At 35.5% G+C, this 18901-nt stretch carries 7 protein-coding genes; 3 read left to right on the top strand and 4 right to left on the bottom strand.

Annotated elements, in window-relative coordinates:
• Window positions 1-68 precede the first annotated feature (68 nt).
• Window positions 69-989: a FecR domain-containing protein gene (locus tag Q1A73_RS12910; RefSeq protein WP_299606221.1), complete on the top strand. Its 921-nt coding sequence runs from the start codon at window positions 69-71 to the stop codon at window positions 987-989.
• Entirely contained in the window at window positions 986-3634 is a 2649-nt protein-coding gene (locus Q1A73_RS12905; protein WP_299606218.1) for a TonB-dependent receptor plug domain-containing protein, read from the top strand. The genes Q1A73_RS12910 and Q1A73_RS12905 overlap by 4 nt, the downstream gene beginning before the upstream one ends.
• 54 nt (window positions 3635-3688) lie before the next feature.
• On the opposite strand, the gene Q1A73_RS12900 is transcribed toward Q1A73_RS12905, so the two are convergent.
• Window positions 3689-4120, bottom strand: a complete 432-nt coding sequence (locus Q1A73_RS12900) for a lipocalin family protein (RefSeq protein ID WP_299606216.1) — start codon at window positions 4118-4120, stop codon at window positions 3689-3691.
• Window positions 4121-4312: 192 nt separating this feature from the next.
• Here Q1A73_RS12900 and Q1A73_RS12895 point away from each other — a divergent pair, with 192 nt between their 5' ends.
• On the top strand, window positions 4313-6955 hold the full coding sequence (locus Q1A73_RS12895) for a TonB-dependent receptor plug domain-containing protein (protein WP_299606213.1): 2643 nt from the start codon (window positions 4313-4315) through the stop codon (window positions 6953-6955).
• A 54-nt stretch (window positions 6956-7009) separates the two neighbouring features.
• Here Q1A73_RS12895 and Q1A73_RS12890 read toward each other — a convergent pair whose 3' ends face one another.
• The 3 genes from Q1A73_RS12890 to Q1A73_RS12880 all read right to left on the bottom strand — a co-directional run bounded on the left by Q1A73_RS12890 (window position 7010) and on the right by Q1A73_RS12880 (window position 18657).
• Window positions 7010-7429 (bottom strand): lipocalin family protein, encoded by a 420-nt coding sequence (locus Q1A73_RS12890; protein WP_299606211.1) that lies wholly within the window; start codon window positions 7427-7429, stop codon window positions 7010-7012.
• Between the two features lie 1002 nt (window positions 7430-8431).
• Window positions 8432-12715: a glycoside hydrolase family 19 protein gene (locus Q1A73_RS12885; protein WP_299606209.1), complete on the bottom strand. Its 4284-nt coding sequence runs from the start codon at window positions 12713-12715 to the stop codon at window positions 8432-8434.
• 140 nt (window positions 12716-12855) lie between these two features.
• Entirely contained in the window at window positions 12856-18657 is a 5802-nt protein-coding gene (locus Q1A73_RS12880; protein WP_299606207.1) for a glycosyl hydrolase family 18 protein, read from the bottom strand.
• Between the last annotated feature and the right edge of the window lie 244 nt (window positions 18658-18901).

Genomic DNA, 18901 nt, shown 5'->3' with positions numbered 1-18901 from the left:
AGTGAAATTTAGACATGTAAATAGACACCTGTTTATAAACAGGATTTAAAATATAAAAACATTCTTAGATGAATAAAAGTGATGATAATTTCTTAGGGAGATGGTTGGCTAATGACCTCTCTGAAAAAGAAAAAAAAGAGTTTGAGAATACTCCAGAATATCTGGCTTATAAGGATATTCTAAAAGGCGTTGATAAATTTGAACGTCCTGTATTTGATATTGAAGCAAATCTGCAAAAGCAGAAGGAATATAACCAAACATATCTAAAGAACGTATCTAAAGGTTCTAAAGTAATAAAATTACGTCCTTGGTTATATGCGGCAGCAGCTGTTTTCCTTGTGTTAATTGGTCTACGAACCGTATTTTTTAATACTACAACGATCAATACCAATTTTGCAGAAACAAAAACCTGGACATTACCAGATAACTCTATAGTAACGCTTAATGCTAAATCTACTATTGAATACAATGACCGTTCCTTTACAAATGATCGGTCTATTACGCTAGATGGGGAAGCATTTTTTGATGTTGCCAAAGGATCTCAGTTTACAGTAAAAACTAAAAATGGAGCTATTAAAGTATTAGGGACTGAGTTTAATGTATATTCTAGAAATACCACTATAGAAGTACAATGTTATGAAGGTAAAGTCTCTGTAAATAACGGAAAGAATGAAGCTATACTAACTCCTGGTAAAGGTGTTACTTCTATAGATAAAAGCGCACTAAATTCGGTTGAAATTAAAGAGTCTAAGCCTGGATGGATGCAACAAAAAAGTACTTTTAATCAAGTATCGCTAGGCAGACTTATTGCAGAACTCGAAAGACAATACGACATTACTATAGAAAAAGGAGATGTAGATACAAACCGTTTGTTTTCTGGTTTCTTTACACACACAGATCTTAATACCGCATTAAAGACTTGTTTTGAACCAATGAATATTAATTATATATTTAAATCCTCTAAAACTATTGAATTAAAAAACAGGTGAGGTTTTTATCACTAATACTATTTTTATTTTTTTTCTGGCATATTGATATTTATTCTCAAGAAATTACAGTAGTACGTTCTTCAGAAAAACAATCGCTTAGAATAATTTTAGAAGCGTTTAAAGATCAGTATCAATTCAGTTTTTCTTACGATGCTGATACTATCAAAGATATAACACTATCTGTTGACAGCGAACTAATTACCATTGATTCTTTACAGAAAATAATAGAATCTCAAACCTCTTATCTGCTTCAAAAAGTAAGCGATACGGATTTTATTCTTGTTAAAAATGATAAAATAGTAAATGTCTGTGGTGTTGTTATTGATGCAGTTTCTAAATTCGAACTACCGCAAGCAGATATACTTCTATATAATAAAACTGTTGATCTTACAGATAACAAAGGTTTTTTCGAATTACAGCTTCATCCTTGGGACTCCATCTCTATATCTTACCTTGGATATAAAAACAAAATTATAAAAGTTTCCAATCTTACTAATAGCTGTGATACTATTCGTTTACAACCTGAAATTCAAAATTTAGGACAGGTTTTAGTTAAAGAATACCTTACAGGAGGTATTCAAAAAAATCAAGATGCTTCTGTTAATATATCTACTAAAAAACTTCGAATTCTTCCAGGGCTTGTAGAACCCGACGTATTACAAAGTTTACAATTACTACCTGGAATTAGTAGTCCTACAGAGGATCCTGCAGGACTATATATTAGAGGAGGAACACCTGGTCAAAACTTGGTGCTTTGGGATGGAATAAAAATGTATCACAACGGTCATTTTTTTAATCAAATCTCTACTTTTAATCCGTTTATTACTAAAAACGTAACCGTTTATCGAGGTGGAACCAGTGTTCGGTATGGTGATAGAATATCTGGAGTGGTAGCTATAGAATCCGATGATGATCTCACTGATAAGTTTCAAGCTGGAGGTGGTTTAAATTTTACTCATGTAGATGCATATATTAAAGTACCATTGTCAAAAAAAGTAGGTTTTATGCTTGCAGGTAGAAGATCCACTACCGATATCTATCAAAATATTGCTTACAACAATCTAGTTCGAAAAGTATTTCAGAATACCAGATCGAATATTCCTGACAATGATGAAGAAGAAACTCCTGAGGGGCGCACCAGAACAGATAATTTTTCTTTTTCTGATAGTAATTTTAAATTTCTTTGGGAACCTAACAAAAAAAATACGATTAAACTCAGTTCTATCTTTGCAGAAAATAGACTCGACAATGATAAAACCGTAAGAGTTCCCGCAGCCAATATCGAGGCCGATGTAAAAGATGTTTTAAAAATTAGAAACTTTGGTCTTAGTTTACATTGGGATAAAAAATATACAACTGACATCTATCAAAATATTAATTTTTACTTCTCGTCTTATGATCAAAGATATAATAACATTGATGTAAGGTCATTTAATAATTCTTCGGAAAACCTAATTATTAATAATACTGTTAAAGATATAGGAGCAGAATATACAGTACATTTTCCCGTTACTAAAAAACAATCTATAGACTTAGGGTATCAGTTTACCTACAATGAAACGGGATATGAAACTACAACTATTTTATCGGATGATTTTGGAACAGATGAGTTTGGTGCTAGTATTAATGGAAATGGAACCAATCATACCTTATATTCCGAATATAAATATAAAACTCCTAAAACATATATAAATATTGGGTTAAGAGGATCACAATTAAGTAATACGAATTCCTTTTTCCTTGAACCCCGTATGTTTTCTTCTTATAAAATATTGGACAACTTTACTCTGAATACCTCTGCAGAGCTAAAAAACCAACAATTAAATAACTTTAATACATATAACAGTGTGTTCGGAACAATTCCATCACTTCCTGTTGCAGATAATATTTGGATTCTTTCTAATAATAATTTCGATGGAGAATTTCTGGAAGAAGTTCCTATACGTGTGGTAAAAAGTATGCAATTTACGTTAGGAGGCTTATATACTTATCAAGGATGGAATTTTGATGTAGAGGGATATTATAAAAAAATAAAGGATGTATCTTCATTAACCGATCTAATTCTTGATTTAGCATTGCCTGATGATGATGATTCATTAATATTTTATGGGGAGGAAGAGCGAATAGGTTTTGATGTATTGATCAAGAAAAGGGTTCAGAACTATAGATTTTGGGCAGGATATTCCTTAAGTAAAACCATATCTTCTTTCCCACTAATTCAAGGCACTTATTTTGATGGGAATTTTGATCAACGTCATACATTCAATTTTTCTCAAACATTGAAAGTAAAGGATTTCGAGTTTGCTCTTGGCTGGAATTACGCAACCGGCAGACCTTTTACACAAATAATTCGGGATGATAATGATCTCGATGGCGGAGTGATCGACCCCAGAGGTATAAACTCCAGTAGATTTAAGTCTTACCACAGACTGGACGCATCTGTTACTTACAGATTTAAAATTGATACGTCAAAAGAAACAAATGGAATGATTGGAATTTCACTGAGAAACATCTACAACCGAAAAAATACTATTAGTCAAGGTTTCAGAAATGTTCAGGATGAAGATTTCAACTTTTATCTTCAAGGTTTCGAAAATAAATCTTTACGTTTTACTCCAGATTTTGTTTTGAGATTTAATTTTTAATCAAAAAAGACAACAACTATAAATAAGTCATTGTCTTTTTATCTCTTTTGTAATTTACACTCTGGTTAATACCTGTCTAAATTCTCCATCTTCATCATTCCTTACAATGGTCATAGTATTTCCTGAAAATGTAACTGTTGCTTCAATTTCTAAAGTACCTTCACCTTCTGTATCATCAAAAGTAGTTTTGTACTTGTTGTCTCCAAGATTCTCCCAAGTCCCGGAATAAGTTCCTCCTACCTCACAACTAGAAGCTCCCATCATATAATAGGTTCCACTATATGTCATATCGCTTTTGACAGTTATAGTTTCTTCTAAATCACAAGCTTCTTGCATCACTTCTACTCCATTTTCGAATTCTTGTGTTATTTTCCAAGTACCAACAAACGGATCTTGCATATCTACAGGTCCAGCAGCATCATCATCGGATTTACAAGAAATTACAATTGTAGAGATTACGGCTAATAATAAAATGATTTTTTTCATGGTCGTTTTTATCTTTTTACGTTTATGTTTTACGACTCCTAAAACATACGAAAATCAAAACACCCTACTTTTTTTTTATTTTTTTTAAAATATTATTTAATCTCTTTTGTTTTCATACAGAGTAATGATTCCTTTGGGAATCGTTTATAATAGTTATCTTTAAAAATTTTAAAACATAGCACTAAGAAATAGGTGAAATTATCCAGATTTATTCCAGTCCTACTACTCTTTTGTACTGTTATTTCTTATTCTCAAGAAATAAATTTACCAACTACTACCGAAAGACAATCTTTAGTTTCTATACTGGAAACTTTTGAAGATCAATTAAAGTTTAATTTTTCATATGATGTAAAAGCTATCGAAGATATAGCACTGAAGCTTACGAATACACATCTATCCATTACCAATCTTCAGAACATTATAGCACTTCAAACCCCTTACCTATTGCAAAAAGTAAGTGAGACTGACTACATTTTAGTAAAAAATACTAAAAAAATTACTATCTGCGGAGTTCTCATAGATGCTATTTCCAAATTTGAGTTACCACAAGCAGATATCATTCAAAATAGTAAAACCATTGACCTTACGGACAACATGGGGAATTTCGAGTTACAAGTTCATCCATGGGATTCTATTTCGATAGGATATTTTGGTTATCAAAACAAAACTATTAAAGTTTCAGAACTAACTACAACATCTTGTGATACTATTAGCTTGCGACCAGAAATTCAGAGTTTAGGTCAGGTATTAGTAAAGGAATATCTAACTGGAGGAATTCAAAAAAATCAAGACGCTTCGGTAAATATATCAACTAAAAAACTGCGTGTGTTACCAGGTCTTGTAGAACCTGACGTATTGCAAAGCCTTCAATTATTACCAGGCATTAGTAGCCCGACAGAAGATCCTGCAGGGTTATATATAAGAGGAGGAACACCCGGACAAAACCTAGTACTTTGGGATGGTATCAAAATGTATCAAAGTGGTCATTTTTTTAATCAAATATCTTCATTTAATCCCTTTATCACCGAAAATGTTCAGGTGTACAGAGGTGGTACAAGTGTTCGCTATGGAGATCGTATTTCTGGAGTTGTTGTCATTGAATCAGACAATGATCTTACTGATAAGCTACAAGTTGGTGGTGGTTTAAATTTTACCCACGGAGATGTTTACTTAAAACTACCGCTATCTGACAAACTGGGAATCATGCTTGCTGGACGGCGATCTACCACCGATATTTATCAAAATATTACCTATAATAATCTGGTAAGGAAAGTATTTCAGAATACTAGAGCGAATATTCCCGATGCTAATGAAGACCCAACACCTTTGGAAACTTCTAGAGAAGATGATTTTTCTTTTTCCGATAGCAACTTCAAAATGCTTTGGAAACCAAATGAATACAATACGATAAAGCTAAGTGCGATTTTTGCTGAAAATCGTTTGGACAACAATAAAAATTTACAAATCCCAGGAACCACTACGCAAACCAATATTAAAGACATTCTTAAAATCCGGAATTCGGGATTTAGCCTCAATTGGGATAAAAAGTATCGTAATGATATATCACAAAATATTAACTTCTACTTTTCCTCTTACGATCAACGCTATAGTTATATCAACAGGCCTTTAGTCTCTGATACAGATAATGAACAAAGTTTAGCTATTAACAATGAAGTTAATGATATTGGTGGGGAATATGCACTTCATCTGCCTATAGCAAAGAAACATAGCCTCAATCTAGGGTATCAGTTTACTTATAACAGGACAGAATATGAGATTATTGAAAGTGCATTTCTAGACGATAATATCGTTTTAAACGGAAACGGTACCAATCATACAATCTATTCAGAGTATAAATATAAAACTCCCAAAACCTTTATCAATATAGGACTAAGAGGATCTCAGTTAAGTAATGCCAATGCTTTTTTTGTAGAACCTAGAATGTTTTCATCTTATCAATTATGGGATAATTTTACGTTAAACACTTCTGCAGAATTAAAGAATCAACAACTCAATAATTACCTAACATATAACAGTATTGGAGGAGCTTTTCCCACTTTACCGGTTTCTGATAATGTCTGGATATTATCGAATAACTCTTCTCCCGATTTGGATGTCGAAAATGTTTTTATACGAGTTCTAAAGAGCATGCAATTTACTTTAGGAGGATTGTATACATATAAAGGTTGGAATTTTGATCTAGAAGGGTATTATAAAAAGATAAACGATGTTTCTTCATTAAGTGATATCATACTTGATTTGACACAACCAGATACTGATGATACCGCTGTTTTTTATGGCGAAGAAGAGAGAATTGGGGTTGACATACTCCTTAAGAAACGGATTCGTAATTACAGATTCTGGACAGGATACTCCTACAGCAAGACCATCAGTTCATTTCCACTGGTTCAGGATTCTTATTTTCCAGGAAATTTTGATCAACGACATGTATTCAATTTTTCGCAAACGCTAACAGTAAATAATTTTGAATTTGCAATGGGTTGGAATTACGCCACAGGACGACCTTTTACCAAATTATTTAGAGATGATAATGATTTGGATGGTACGATTACCGATCCTACAGGAATTAACTCGAGTAGGTATAAAGATTATCATCGATTAGATATTTCAGCTTTATATCGTTTTAAACTTGACAGAGATAAAGATTGGAAAGGTATGGTAGGTGTATCTATTAGGAATCTATATAATAGAAAAAATGTGATTAGTCAGGGATATCGTGAAAATGTTGATGAAAACTTCAATTTCTTCATAGAAAGTTTTGACAATGAATCTCTTCGTTTTACTCCAGATTTGGTTTTACGTTTTGATTTTTAGTATATAAACTAGAAGACTGCATATTATTGCAGTCTTCTCGGTATATAAATAATTTTAAGATCTTGTTAGTACCTCCTTCAATTCTCCATCTTCATCGTTTGTTACGATCGTCATAGTATTACCAGAAAAAGTAATAGTAGCTTCTATCTCTTCTGCTTCTGGTAGATCTGGTGTAATTTTGTAGATATTATTACCAAGATTTTCCCAACCACCGGTTAACGTTCCCTGCAATGTACAGGTGCCATTTTGCTCATCATGTGAAGTGCCACTAAATTTCTGATCATCAGTTACAGTCAATGTATCTTCAAGATCACAGGCATCCAGGGTTACTTCTACTCCATCCTCGAATTCTTGTATAATCTTCCAAACACCAATAAATTTATCCTGTGTATCAGACGGACCTGCATCATCATCGGATTGACAGGAGATTAGCACTGTTGAAATTGCTGCAAATAATAAAATGATTTTTTTCATAATTACTTTTATATCTTTTTAGTTTATGTTTTACATCTCCTAAAACATACAAAAGCAAAAACACCCTACTTTTTTATTTTTTGATAAAACTATGTAAGTTGAATAAGTGAACAGGAAAATATATAAAAATAAAAAAGAGCGTCTCCACGCTCTTTTTCTTCACACAAATCATCTTAATTTAGGGGCTTATTCTAAAATTAAAACTCACTTTTTTAAAATTGCTTTCACCTTGGGGAAAATGAAAGCGCTAACTCATTAACTCTGGTGTAAAGATACAATCATTTTTTAACTCTCCAAACAAAATTGTGTATTTTGTCTAAAAAAAATGCTTTTTAACATATTTTACCATTATAAATATGTTGTTTTGTAGTAATTTTATTACAAATGTTAATAGCGTTTTTGTCAAGGTGAAGTAATCCAAAATTTATATTCACCTCACAGAAGGGATAGAAAAAAACATAAAAACAAAAAAGAGCGTCTCCACGCTCTTTTTCTTCACACAAATCATCTTAATTTTTGTGCAATTTATTAACTACTTGATTTCAAGGTGTTAAGGAATCAATATTTTAAAAAAACTATCAATATCTAGTAAAAACCCCACTTTAAAACCCCGCTTAGTTTTCGTATTAACTACTCAATAATTCTAATATCCTTTGTTAGTATTTTGTCGTAAGAAATTACCACACCCGATATAAGTATATATAATTATTCAAACTTCAATATTTTATTAAGACTTCTTACTCCAAATTTTCAGATAACTCCAGAAAATCGATGAGCTTAATAAAATATACATCTGATTTCCATTCTGAAATATCCACAATTCTTTTATAGATTATTTTAGCCTTCAATATTTTGATAAAAAATCTGATGTTTACCTAGTCGTTTAACACATATAACTCATTGATATTATTAATGTTGTAAACTTATACATTAAATTGTTTTAATCAAACCCCGCGAGATATTGTCAGACTTGATTTTAGTATATCCCGTGAGGTCTTCAAATTATTTTTTTATTATTTTAAAGGTTTTCATCTCTGCACCTATTCCTATCCTAAGAAAATACATTCCCGAAGGTAGTTCTGAAACATCCTCAATGATCTGATGATTTCCCTTTTCGATCTTTTTAACAGGAATTGTAATGATCTGATATCCATTAAAATCCACTATACTTACTGTAATCTGAGTTCTTTGATTACACTGTAGTGTTATCTGAAGCTTATCTTTAAATGGATTTGGTAAAATAATAATTTTTGATCCTATTTGATCTTCTATTGGCTTAGTTCTTATAGATGCTACCTCTGGTTCTGGTTCTAATCCTTGATACGATTGCATCATAGCACAGCCACATTCGGAGCAGTCATTTGTAGTATCTAAATCATTATTTACATTTAATATGCCCGTATAACGTTCATAAAATCCTATCCTACCAAGTACTTTAGGAATTTCTGTACCACTTCCACATTCCAATCCACCATTTATAATATTAACCGTCATCCCAAAACCAGGCTTCCTGTTTCGTTCCTGATCATAGGGGGATGGTATCCAGTTACCTACCATAACATCATGTGCAGAAGGTTTGGGATATTGTGGAGTCATCCAAAACCATATCGCTGTTTGGAAAGCAAGAGCGACATCTTGTAATACTTGTTCTGGAGAATTTAATAATACATTTTTATCTCCAAATAGAAATTCACTTACCTGACCGTAGTTGTAATTCCAACTAAGTTGAATGGGGCCTCGACCGTGATATGATTTACCAGGAGCTGCAGGATAATTGATATTACCCTCATCACGATATCCAAGATTACCTGTACCTTCATATCCTTGTTCTTCTCTAAAATGTAACCCCCAAGAATATGGACCACCAGGAGCGGTAGCCCATCCTCCTGTGGTTTCCTGAGAGATGTTTGCAAGGAATGCGGCTAATTCTCTTTTAATTGTGGTATCATCACCCTCACTGGCGAACATACCATAGTCTACTACCTGAGTAATAATTGGTTTTGACCGATTCCAATCAGCATCAAAATCCTGATCAGTGCGTATAATTTTAGATTGATTTGTTACTTTATCTCTACGCGTAAGCCTGTACAAGTTGGTTCCTTTTCTTCTTTCGAAAGTTACTTCTATAGCACTCATTCGATCTATGGCTTCGATAAATGATTCATACGTAAAAAAGTCCAGTGCTGGATCTATTTCATAAGTAGCTAAATCGGTACCGTATCGATATGGGAAGAACTCATTATATTCCTCTTTTGAAATTAAAAAATCTCCTCCTGATACTGTTTCTTTAATGGTAATTTGGAAATTAAAATTCGTAGACGCTCCTTCATTATCTTCTGCTTTTGCTGGATACGCATATGTTCCGTATTCTGAAAAAGACCAGTCTGCAACATATATATCATTTCCTTCTGATGTAAGAGGTAAAGTCTCTCCGTCGACTTCTACTATAATTTGTTCAATAGTTCCATCCGGATCAATTGCTTTTACATACAATGGAATGGTAACTGGCAAAGTTTCAGCATATACTATGGCTGGGGTTAAAACGGTCACCTGTGGTGATTGATTTATGGGGGTTCCTGTACAAAGTCCTAATGCTTCCCAAGCATATGACCAAGCCCAACCTTCTTCTGGAATATAGGCACCTCCTGTAGAACACCAACCACCTACTTTACATTTATATTTATTACCTAAATACTGCACTTCGTCGCCTGTTTGATAGGTATTTCCTTCAACATAAATGGCAAGATTACAGTCATCATCTCCGGTATCTTGCTTCACTGTTATATTAACAGTATTGGATACAGTTCTACCCCCTAGATCATCGGTAGCACTAGCGTATAATTGATGCGCTCCGTTTACGGGAGAAATTGAGATCTCAAACGGAAATATGCTGTCAGACCCAATTTCTATGTCATCCATATAAAAGATAACTTCTTCGATATTGCCATCTTCATCAAATGCTTCTGCGGTAATGTTAATCTCATCTCCTGATGGATACTCAGCGCCTTCTATAGGATTTGTGATAGTAACAATAGGTAATTGATTTTCTATGTCTCCATCACAAGAACCTAGTTCCTCCCAGGCACTGGGCCACGCCCAGTCATCAGAACCTCCAGGAGTATAGACTCCGCCAATGGAACACCAACCCCCAACTTTACACTTATATTTTTTACCGAAGTTTTGTACTTCATCGCCTGTTTGATACGTAGCACCATTCTGATACAGCGGAATATCACAACTTATTCTTGATGCTTTAAACTTATCAGACCTTAAAAAATTACACTCACCTAATTCTTTCCATGCAGAAGGCCACGCCCAGTCTGCTATGCCTCCAGGAGTATAAGGTCCTCCAATAGAACACCAGCCAGCCACTAAACACTCATACTTTTTATCAAAATTTTGAACGACATCTCCAGTTTGATAGCTATTTCCATCAACATAGATTGGAATATCACAACTTCCATCTCCTCCTCCAGAGGTATTTATGATAATATCAATAGATTGTGAATTCGTAGAAGCGCCTTCATTATCAAAAGCCTTTGCTATTAACGTATATAAAATATCTCTACGAACGTTTGTCATTACATATTGATATGGAGCCACTAAATCTTCACCCAATCTTATTGATCCGTTATAAAATTCAACTTTAGAAATTGTCCCATCACTATCTGATGCTGTTGCGTTAATGGTTATTGAGGTGCCTTCTTCAAACTCTTGATTGTTAGAAGGAGAAGTTATCATACACGTAGGAGATTCATTAGGAATTCCTGATTGGTTACTAAAAATCATATGATTGATGTTTAGGTCATCACTATCCATCACCAATCGAAGTATTTGTTTTCCTTGATTAAGAGAAACCCGTGTAGATACGGTTTGCCAATTTTGCCATCCTCCAGTATTAGGAACGGTTACGATTCCGCTGATATTTTCATTATTTATTTCTAGATGAAATTGCTTTCCAGATGTAATAGCAGCTACTCTAAATGCTACTTCATAATCTCCTGTGTTGGTTACATCAACGGTATATTCTAACCATTCATTAGACTTTGTCCAGCCGATATTAAATCCTCCTTCAGAACAGGGCTCAATATCTACAGCATCGTTTCTAAAAACCCCTCCTTCATTAGCTATAGAAGCGTCGTTAAATGCTACATTTTGTCCTCCGAAATCATAATTTTCTGCTTCAACTTTACCAGGAATGCTCCAGGCTGTACCTCCATATGGAGATTGTTCACTCCCTTGATCACCACCTCCAGGGAAATTATCTGCAGGAAATTTAATCTTGTCTCTAATCCAATTTCCTGCTGGTTTGAGACTACCTGTGGTCCACGGTCCTCCAGAGCAGGTTCCAGATTTCCAAGAGGCTCCTGATCTAAAATCATCTGAAAAATTCCAACTCGTCCAACTAATTTTCTTTTGCCTCATTAAATCAATAAACTGCTGTGTCATCGCAAAATCATTGGGACCATCTCCTGTATACTCCTGACTACCAAACTCTGTTACAAAAACCGGTAACAATCCTGAAGCTCGTTCTAACATATTTAAATAAGCATCTCTATGACTTTTTGCATAAAAGTGAAAGGTATACATTACATTATCAAAACTTAGTGGATTATCAACAATATCCTGAAGAGTTCCTTCTCCAGAAACTCCAAAAGTAGACCATCCGTGCGTACCAACTAGCACAACAGCATCTGTATCTACCCTTCTAATTACAGGGATTATTTGATCTGCATAGTTCTTAATTCGATTCCAGGTAACACCTGTTCCATTTGGTTCGTTACAGATATCATAAATTATATTATTCTTATTCTTATGTTGATTTGCTATATCAGTAAAAAAGCGTTTTGCATTATCTAGATTTAGATTAGGATCTCCTGGATTTAATTGATGCCAATCTACCAAGGCATACATTCCTCGTTCTGTAGCTTCTTCTATTAATCTAGATACTTGATTTGTAAATTCTGTAGGATCCGTTTCATACCCTCCTTCTTGCACATATAAGGAGATTCTTAGAATATCGGCTTCCCAATCATATGCTAATACATCCAAAGAGGTTTCTGTCAAACAATTTCCCCAACCATACCATTGAATCCCGTGAGTACTCATACCGCGTAACTGTATTGGGTTATTATATTGATTGCATAATTGCGTTCCGCAGACTTTTAGTTGTCCGTTCTGATCTACGGGGGTTTGCTGAGCTTGTATTTTAAATCCGAAGATAGTAGTCCAAATAAAAATTTGAACCAAAATTCTATATTTTGAAATTATATATTGAATTTTCATAAGGTTATTATTTAAGAGTAGTTGTGTAAATTCCTCGATGATGCAAATGCTATCAAAAAATATTACAAATAGAAAAATTCACCTCTCGACATATAAAATTGGAGTCGAGAGGTAAATTTCAAGAAATATCGGGGACAATATTACTGTTTCATCAGTTTCATTATTCTTACCTCTTTACCCATCCAGAGTTTTAAGAAATATATTCCATTAGGAATTCCATTGGTATCCCACTGAATATTGTGATTTCCAGAAGTTAGCCTTTCGTTCTCCTTCAAAACAGCTACTTTAATACCAATTTGATTATACACAACTGCTGTGATTGGCTTGTCTTTATGTAATTTGAAGGTGATATTAACTTCAGAAGAAAAAGGATTAGGAAACGTCTTTAAACTTTCTTTTTCTAATAACTCCTGCTCTGGTGCTCTCTGTCCTAAAGCATCTAAATACGCTCGATGCGGATCAGAAAATCCAAAACCTGCAACGATATCCCAGTTAATGGACCAAGTCATCAATCCTCTAAAGTTGGGATAACCAGCTGGATTACGAAGTTGGTAACGCCCTCCAAAAGACTGTCCTTTTATTAGATAATCCAACGCTTTGTGTACTTCCGTAGGTTCTGTATATCCGCTTCCTGCTGCACTTGGACTAGCCGGTAACCCTATAGCCACCTGATCTTGTCTTAAAGCAGGGAATTGATTTCCTCCAGCCGGGAAGCCTTGTAATAGCATCTCTGCCATCGCAACGTGAAAATCAGCAGTAGCCGATGAATAACAAAGACCATCCAATCCTAACATACATCCAGTATTATAATGCTGTACGTGAATATAATCCATCTCACTACGCAATCCGTAGATCACTGGCAAATAAGCACCACTGGCTCCACCATATGCACTAAATCCTCCTTGCACATATAATGTTTCTGGAGCCATACTTAGAACAAAGTTATCAGCACCAATATTATTTCGTACTTGCTTGGTTGCATCAATTAAATTAACAATTTTCGGAGTGGTTGGACTTCTGAAATCTGTATCTCCTGCTGCTAAAGAAAGTGAACTTCCTTCTAAATCAATATCTAATCCATTAAATCCGTAGGTATTGATAATTGAAGTCATTGAGGTAATGAACTCATTCTTTTCTGTAGTATTATTTAACTCTACAGTCGCATTTGCTCCTCCTATAGAAATCAACACTTCCTGTCCTCTTGCCTGCACAGCTTTAACATCATTTATAAATTCTGAAGTGCTACCGTAAATCTCATAAGGAGTAAATGTCATATCAGATCTACTACCGAATTTTGGTTCTGCAAAAGCGATACAGATAACATCCCACTTTTCAGATACGTCTCTTAGTTTTGGTGTTGAAGAACCATTATTAAAATTATGCCAGTATCCTACTAAAATTCTGTCTGGCAGATCTCCTCCATCAGGTGGATTAATTGATCCCACTGAAACATTTACGGTAGCAGACTCTCCTACGCCATTTTGATTGTCAATTGCTTTTGCTGTTAGTGTATAACTTCCTGATGAAACATTATTCCAGCTATAGCTATATGGATTCGACGTATCTTCACCGATTTTGGTTCCATTGCTGAAGAATTCTACTTTCGTAATAGTACCATCTGTATCTAATGCATTTGCACTAATCGTTATGGTACTACCATCTGTAAATGTTTGTCCACTTGTAGGTTGAGTGATTGTTACAGTTGGAGTTTGATTTCCATCAGTACCTCCATCGTCACAAGTGCCAACTAATGTCCAAGCGTCTTGCCAATATGTACCAGTTCCCGGAGCATATGCCCAAGCAGCTCCGTTACACCATCCTGAATATGGATATGGTCTACATTTGTAGGTATTCCCTTCATTTTGTACTATACTGCCTTCGGTATATCCTCCATTTTCTACATATTGTGCTTCATCACATCCACCACTATCCGTAGTTACAGTTATATTAATTGCTAAAGAAGTAGTTGCAGCACCATCATTATCAGTTGCTCTAGCAGTAAGTGCATAGTTTCCGCTGATAGCTATCCAATCTACTGAATACGGAGCAGAAGTATCTTCGCTAATCATATTTCCATCCAGGTAAAAGGAAACTTTTGTTACAGAACCATCAGTATCCGCAGCATTTGCTGATATAGTAACACTATCGCCTGCATTGAAAGAAGCTCCATCCGCTGGACTTGTTATGGCTACAGTAGGAGGAGTGTTACTGCCTCCCGTAACTGTAATGGCTACTGCTGTGGATGTAGTAACTGCATTGTCATTATCTGTTGCACGAGCTGTTATCGTATGATTTCCATTTGTAGCTGTCCAACTTGCAGTGTAAGGTGCAGTAGTATCCGAACTAATCAAACTTCCATCAGTGTAAAAGTCAACTTTAGTCACATTACCATCAGCATCTGAAGCATCTGCTGTTATGGAAACATCAATGCCATCCGAGAATGATGCACCCGATACAGGTGAAGTGATAGCTACTTGTGGCGCTGCATTATCCGGTTCACAAGGATTCCCTGCTACTTGATTAATTGCAGCTAATAAAGAGGTGCTAGGATCTGATGTGTCATGTGATAGTTCCCACATCATAATTCCTCCTGCGCGATCTAATGCCATCTGTGTTTTAGCTTTCATCGTAGGAATTCCATTATAGTTGTTTCCTTGAAAAGAATCACTATTTGGATCTGCACCTTGTGCTAATAAAGAAGCATAGCTCTGTGCCTGAGGACGACTATAAAAAGGTACTCCTAATATCGCTTTTTCTTTTGGAAGTCCGCGTCCAAGCCAGTAATCTAATCCACCCTGAGCTTGGGCCATCGAACCGTGATCAGGTCCATCATACGCCATGATATTTAGGAAGTCTACATCATCAAAAACTCCGTTTAAAACTCCATCAGCATTCCATCCTGAAACTACTACCGCTGCAGTTAGCAACTTACCTCGACTGTGCATTGCCTGACCTAATTCTTGCATCAATAATTCAAAGTTTTGAGGTTCATTTCCTTCACGTGGATATTCCCAGTCCATATCTACGCCATCTAGATCATATTGATTGACAAAATCGACTAAGTTATTTATAAAGGCAGCTCTGGTAGTTGGATTTGCTGCTAACGTTGTGAATGCCGAATCATTCCCATCCATCCAACCTCCTACAGCAATTAATATTTTCACTCCTTGTGCATGTCCTAAACTAACGATTTGCTGCATTTTAGAAACATTCTCAAGCGGTCGTAAGCTACCATCGCTATTAGGTAATAAGAAAGAATAGTTGATATGTGTTAATTTATCATATTGGATTGCATTGGCATCACCTTGCCAAGTAGGCATATACCCAACAACTTTGAAACCACTACGATCACAACCATTATCTCCATCAGTATTTACAATGATACTAACAGCTGCTGAAGTGGTTGACTGATTATCATTATCAGTTGCTATTGCCGTAATACTGTGATTTCCTAAAGTCGCTGTCCAGTTAGTTGTATATGGTACAGATGTATCTTCTGCGATCATATTTCCATCCACATAAAATGCTACCTTGGAGACAGTTCCATCTGCATCTGAAGCATTCGCACTGATAGTAACTGTATTACCTTGGATAAAAGATTGCCCTGACGCTGGAGAGGTAATTGATACTTGTGGTGCACTTTGTCCACCTCCGCAAGGACCTATTAATTTCCATACATTTTCACGGTTGGTCACAGGATCATTATTCTGCGTCCACCATTTCGCTTCATACTCATTCCCTTGATAAGAAACTCTATCGCCTCCTACGTATACCTGACCATCAACATAAGCTGGTGTAGTACAAGAATCACCTCCTGTAACAGTTATTGAAATTGATGAAGTTCCTTCACCATTATCGTTATCAATAGCTTTTACTTTAATAGTGTAGCTTCCTTCAGATATATTCGCCCAGTTATAGTTGTAAGGTACAGTGGAGTCTTCACCAAGTAGGGTGTCTCCATTATAAAATACTACGCGGTTTATAGTTCCGTCTGTGTCTGAAGCATCTGCAGCGATAGCTACTGTGGAACCAGCAGTAAAAGTTGCTCCTTCTGTAGGTGATGTGATAGCAACGGTAGGCAACTCATTCCCTCCTATACCCGTTACAGAAATATTTACCGAGGCTATAGCGCTTGCTCCATCATTATCATACGCTTTTGCTGTTATTTCGTAATTTCCTGCTGTACTATTATTCCAAGTGTATGTATAAGGCGCTGTTGTATCTTCCCCTAATAATGTAGTTCCTCTATAAAATTGAACTTTAGCTATACTACCATCAGGATCACTTGCATTTGCTGAAATTTGTACAGCGTCTCCAGCTTCGAAAGTAGCACCATCTGTAGGAGATGTTACGCTCACTACCGGAGGTTTATTTCCTATTCCACCACTGGCAAAAACTTCATTTAAGGTGTTTACTAAAGGGGACTTTACATTCGACCACCTTTTTAATTTTGTACCAAAAGACTGTGGTGCCCCTGAAAACTCAAGATCTCCAAAAACAGTCCAAATGATCGTTCCTGCTAGATTATTTGCGTTAATAAACTTAGCTTTTTCAGTTATTGATTCTTCATCATCGTAACTCAAAAAGAAGTTTCCTTTAACCATATACGGCACTTTTGCCTGATTATCCCATTTTTTGGTCCAACCACTTCCTGCACCTGTCTTTTGCTTAATGAAAAAATAATTAGGTGTTCCGTCATATACATCTTGAGGCCAATTGGTATAATCAGCAGCAGTGCTCACCGGACCATCAGGTTGTATAGTTACATTTCTTTTTACTGTAGGAGCATTTAGATCCGCTGCTCCATCTGTAATGACACCTCTACCATAAAAAGGTGCTCCAAAGTTAATTTTATTCACAGGCACTCCCATACCTTTCATTTTCGTTAACAATGTTTGCCAATTAAAATCAGGGGCTTCCGCACCGTCATATGGATATACCGGTGCATTATGACCTGCAATATTAGACCAACCTCCATTAAAATCATATGTCATCATATTAAAATAATCCATAGTATTGGATAGTCTGGACCAATTGAATCCTTGCAATTTTTTATAATCTGCAGCCATCGCAGCTGTTATAAGTTTATCTGGTCCTATGGCAGCTCTGATTTCTTCCACAAGGTTTTCAAAGTTTGCATAATCTGCGTTTGTTCCTGTAAAATTCATACCAGGAAATGGTCCAGGATATTCCCAATCTAAATCAATTCCGTCAAAGCCCATATTGATCAGTTTTTTACAATCTTCAATAAAGCGAGCTCTTTTTACAGGATCAGCTGCCATTTCTGGAAAATGTTTACACATGCTCCATCCACCGAGAGAAGCCATCACTTTCACACCATTATCGTGAGCAAGTTCTAACAGTCCCTTGGCTCCACTTCCTTCTTTTGGGAGCGGTAATGGTAGTATACCGCTTAGACCCCATTCGGGATGTGACCATGTGCTGCCACCTACTTCGACCACATAGCCCATTGCTTCTGCTCTCTCTTTTACGGCAGGACTTATGTAATTTACATTTTCGATTTCTCCAAATAAAATATGAAAATCCCAACTACTGTATGGGTCGCCATATAACAGATCTGCAGGTTCTTGAACTACTCCTGGTTGATATATATTCTTATTGCGAAGGTCTCCACTGTGTAAAGAACCGTCAACCGCTACCCCAAAAAAGGAATAGTTTAGGATGGTATACTTCGAGTAGTCAATGTTCAATTGTGTTAATGCTCCGGCAGAGGGGACTCCTGCACTAGCTGCTTTCCAAGCATCCCAGTTAGTAATGTAACCGATCACCTGCTTTGAATGATTAGCAGTAGTGGCTGTTCCACCCGTATTTACTTGCCCCCAGTTTGTACCTGTGAGCATACAAAACATTAATAATAACGGCACTTTCCAAAGGCCAAAATGAAAAGAAAATCTTTTCAATAAAGGTTTTAATAGTTTCATGATGATTTGTGTTAAAGTTTTTGAACAATTAATGTTAAACTGATCTTAAAGTATAAAGAACTCTATAAGTCAAAAAACTAATTGGATCAATGACATCATTTTGTAGATATTGTGAAGCAAAAATCCTATGACCGTAATTTTAAGATGATCTTAAGAAAATAATCTAGATTACGACATCAAATTCCTTCTGCTCCTTGTTTTAAAAAAAAATACTTTGTGTTAGCTACGGAAAAGAAAATAGCAC

It is taken from the genome of uncultured Aquimarina sp., from assembly GCF_947492115.1.
In the GTDB taxonomy this organism is placed as follows: Bacteria; Bacteroidota; Bacteroidia; order Flavobacteriales; family Flavobacteriaceae; genus Aquimarina.
This window is presented reverse-complemented; position numbering and strand designations above follow the sequence as displayed.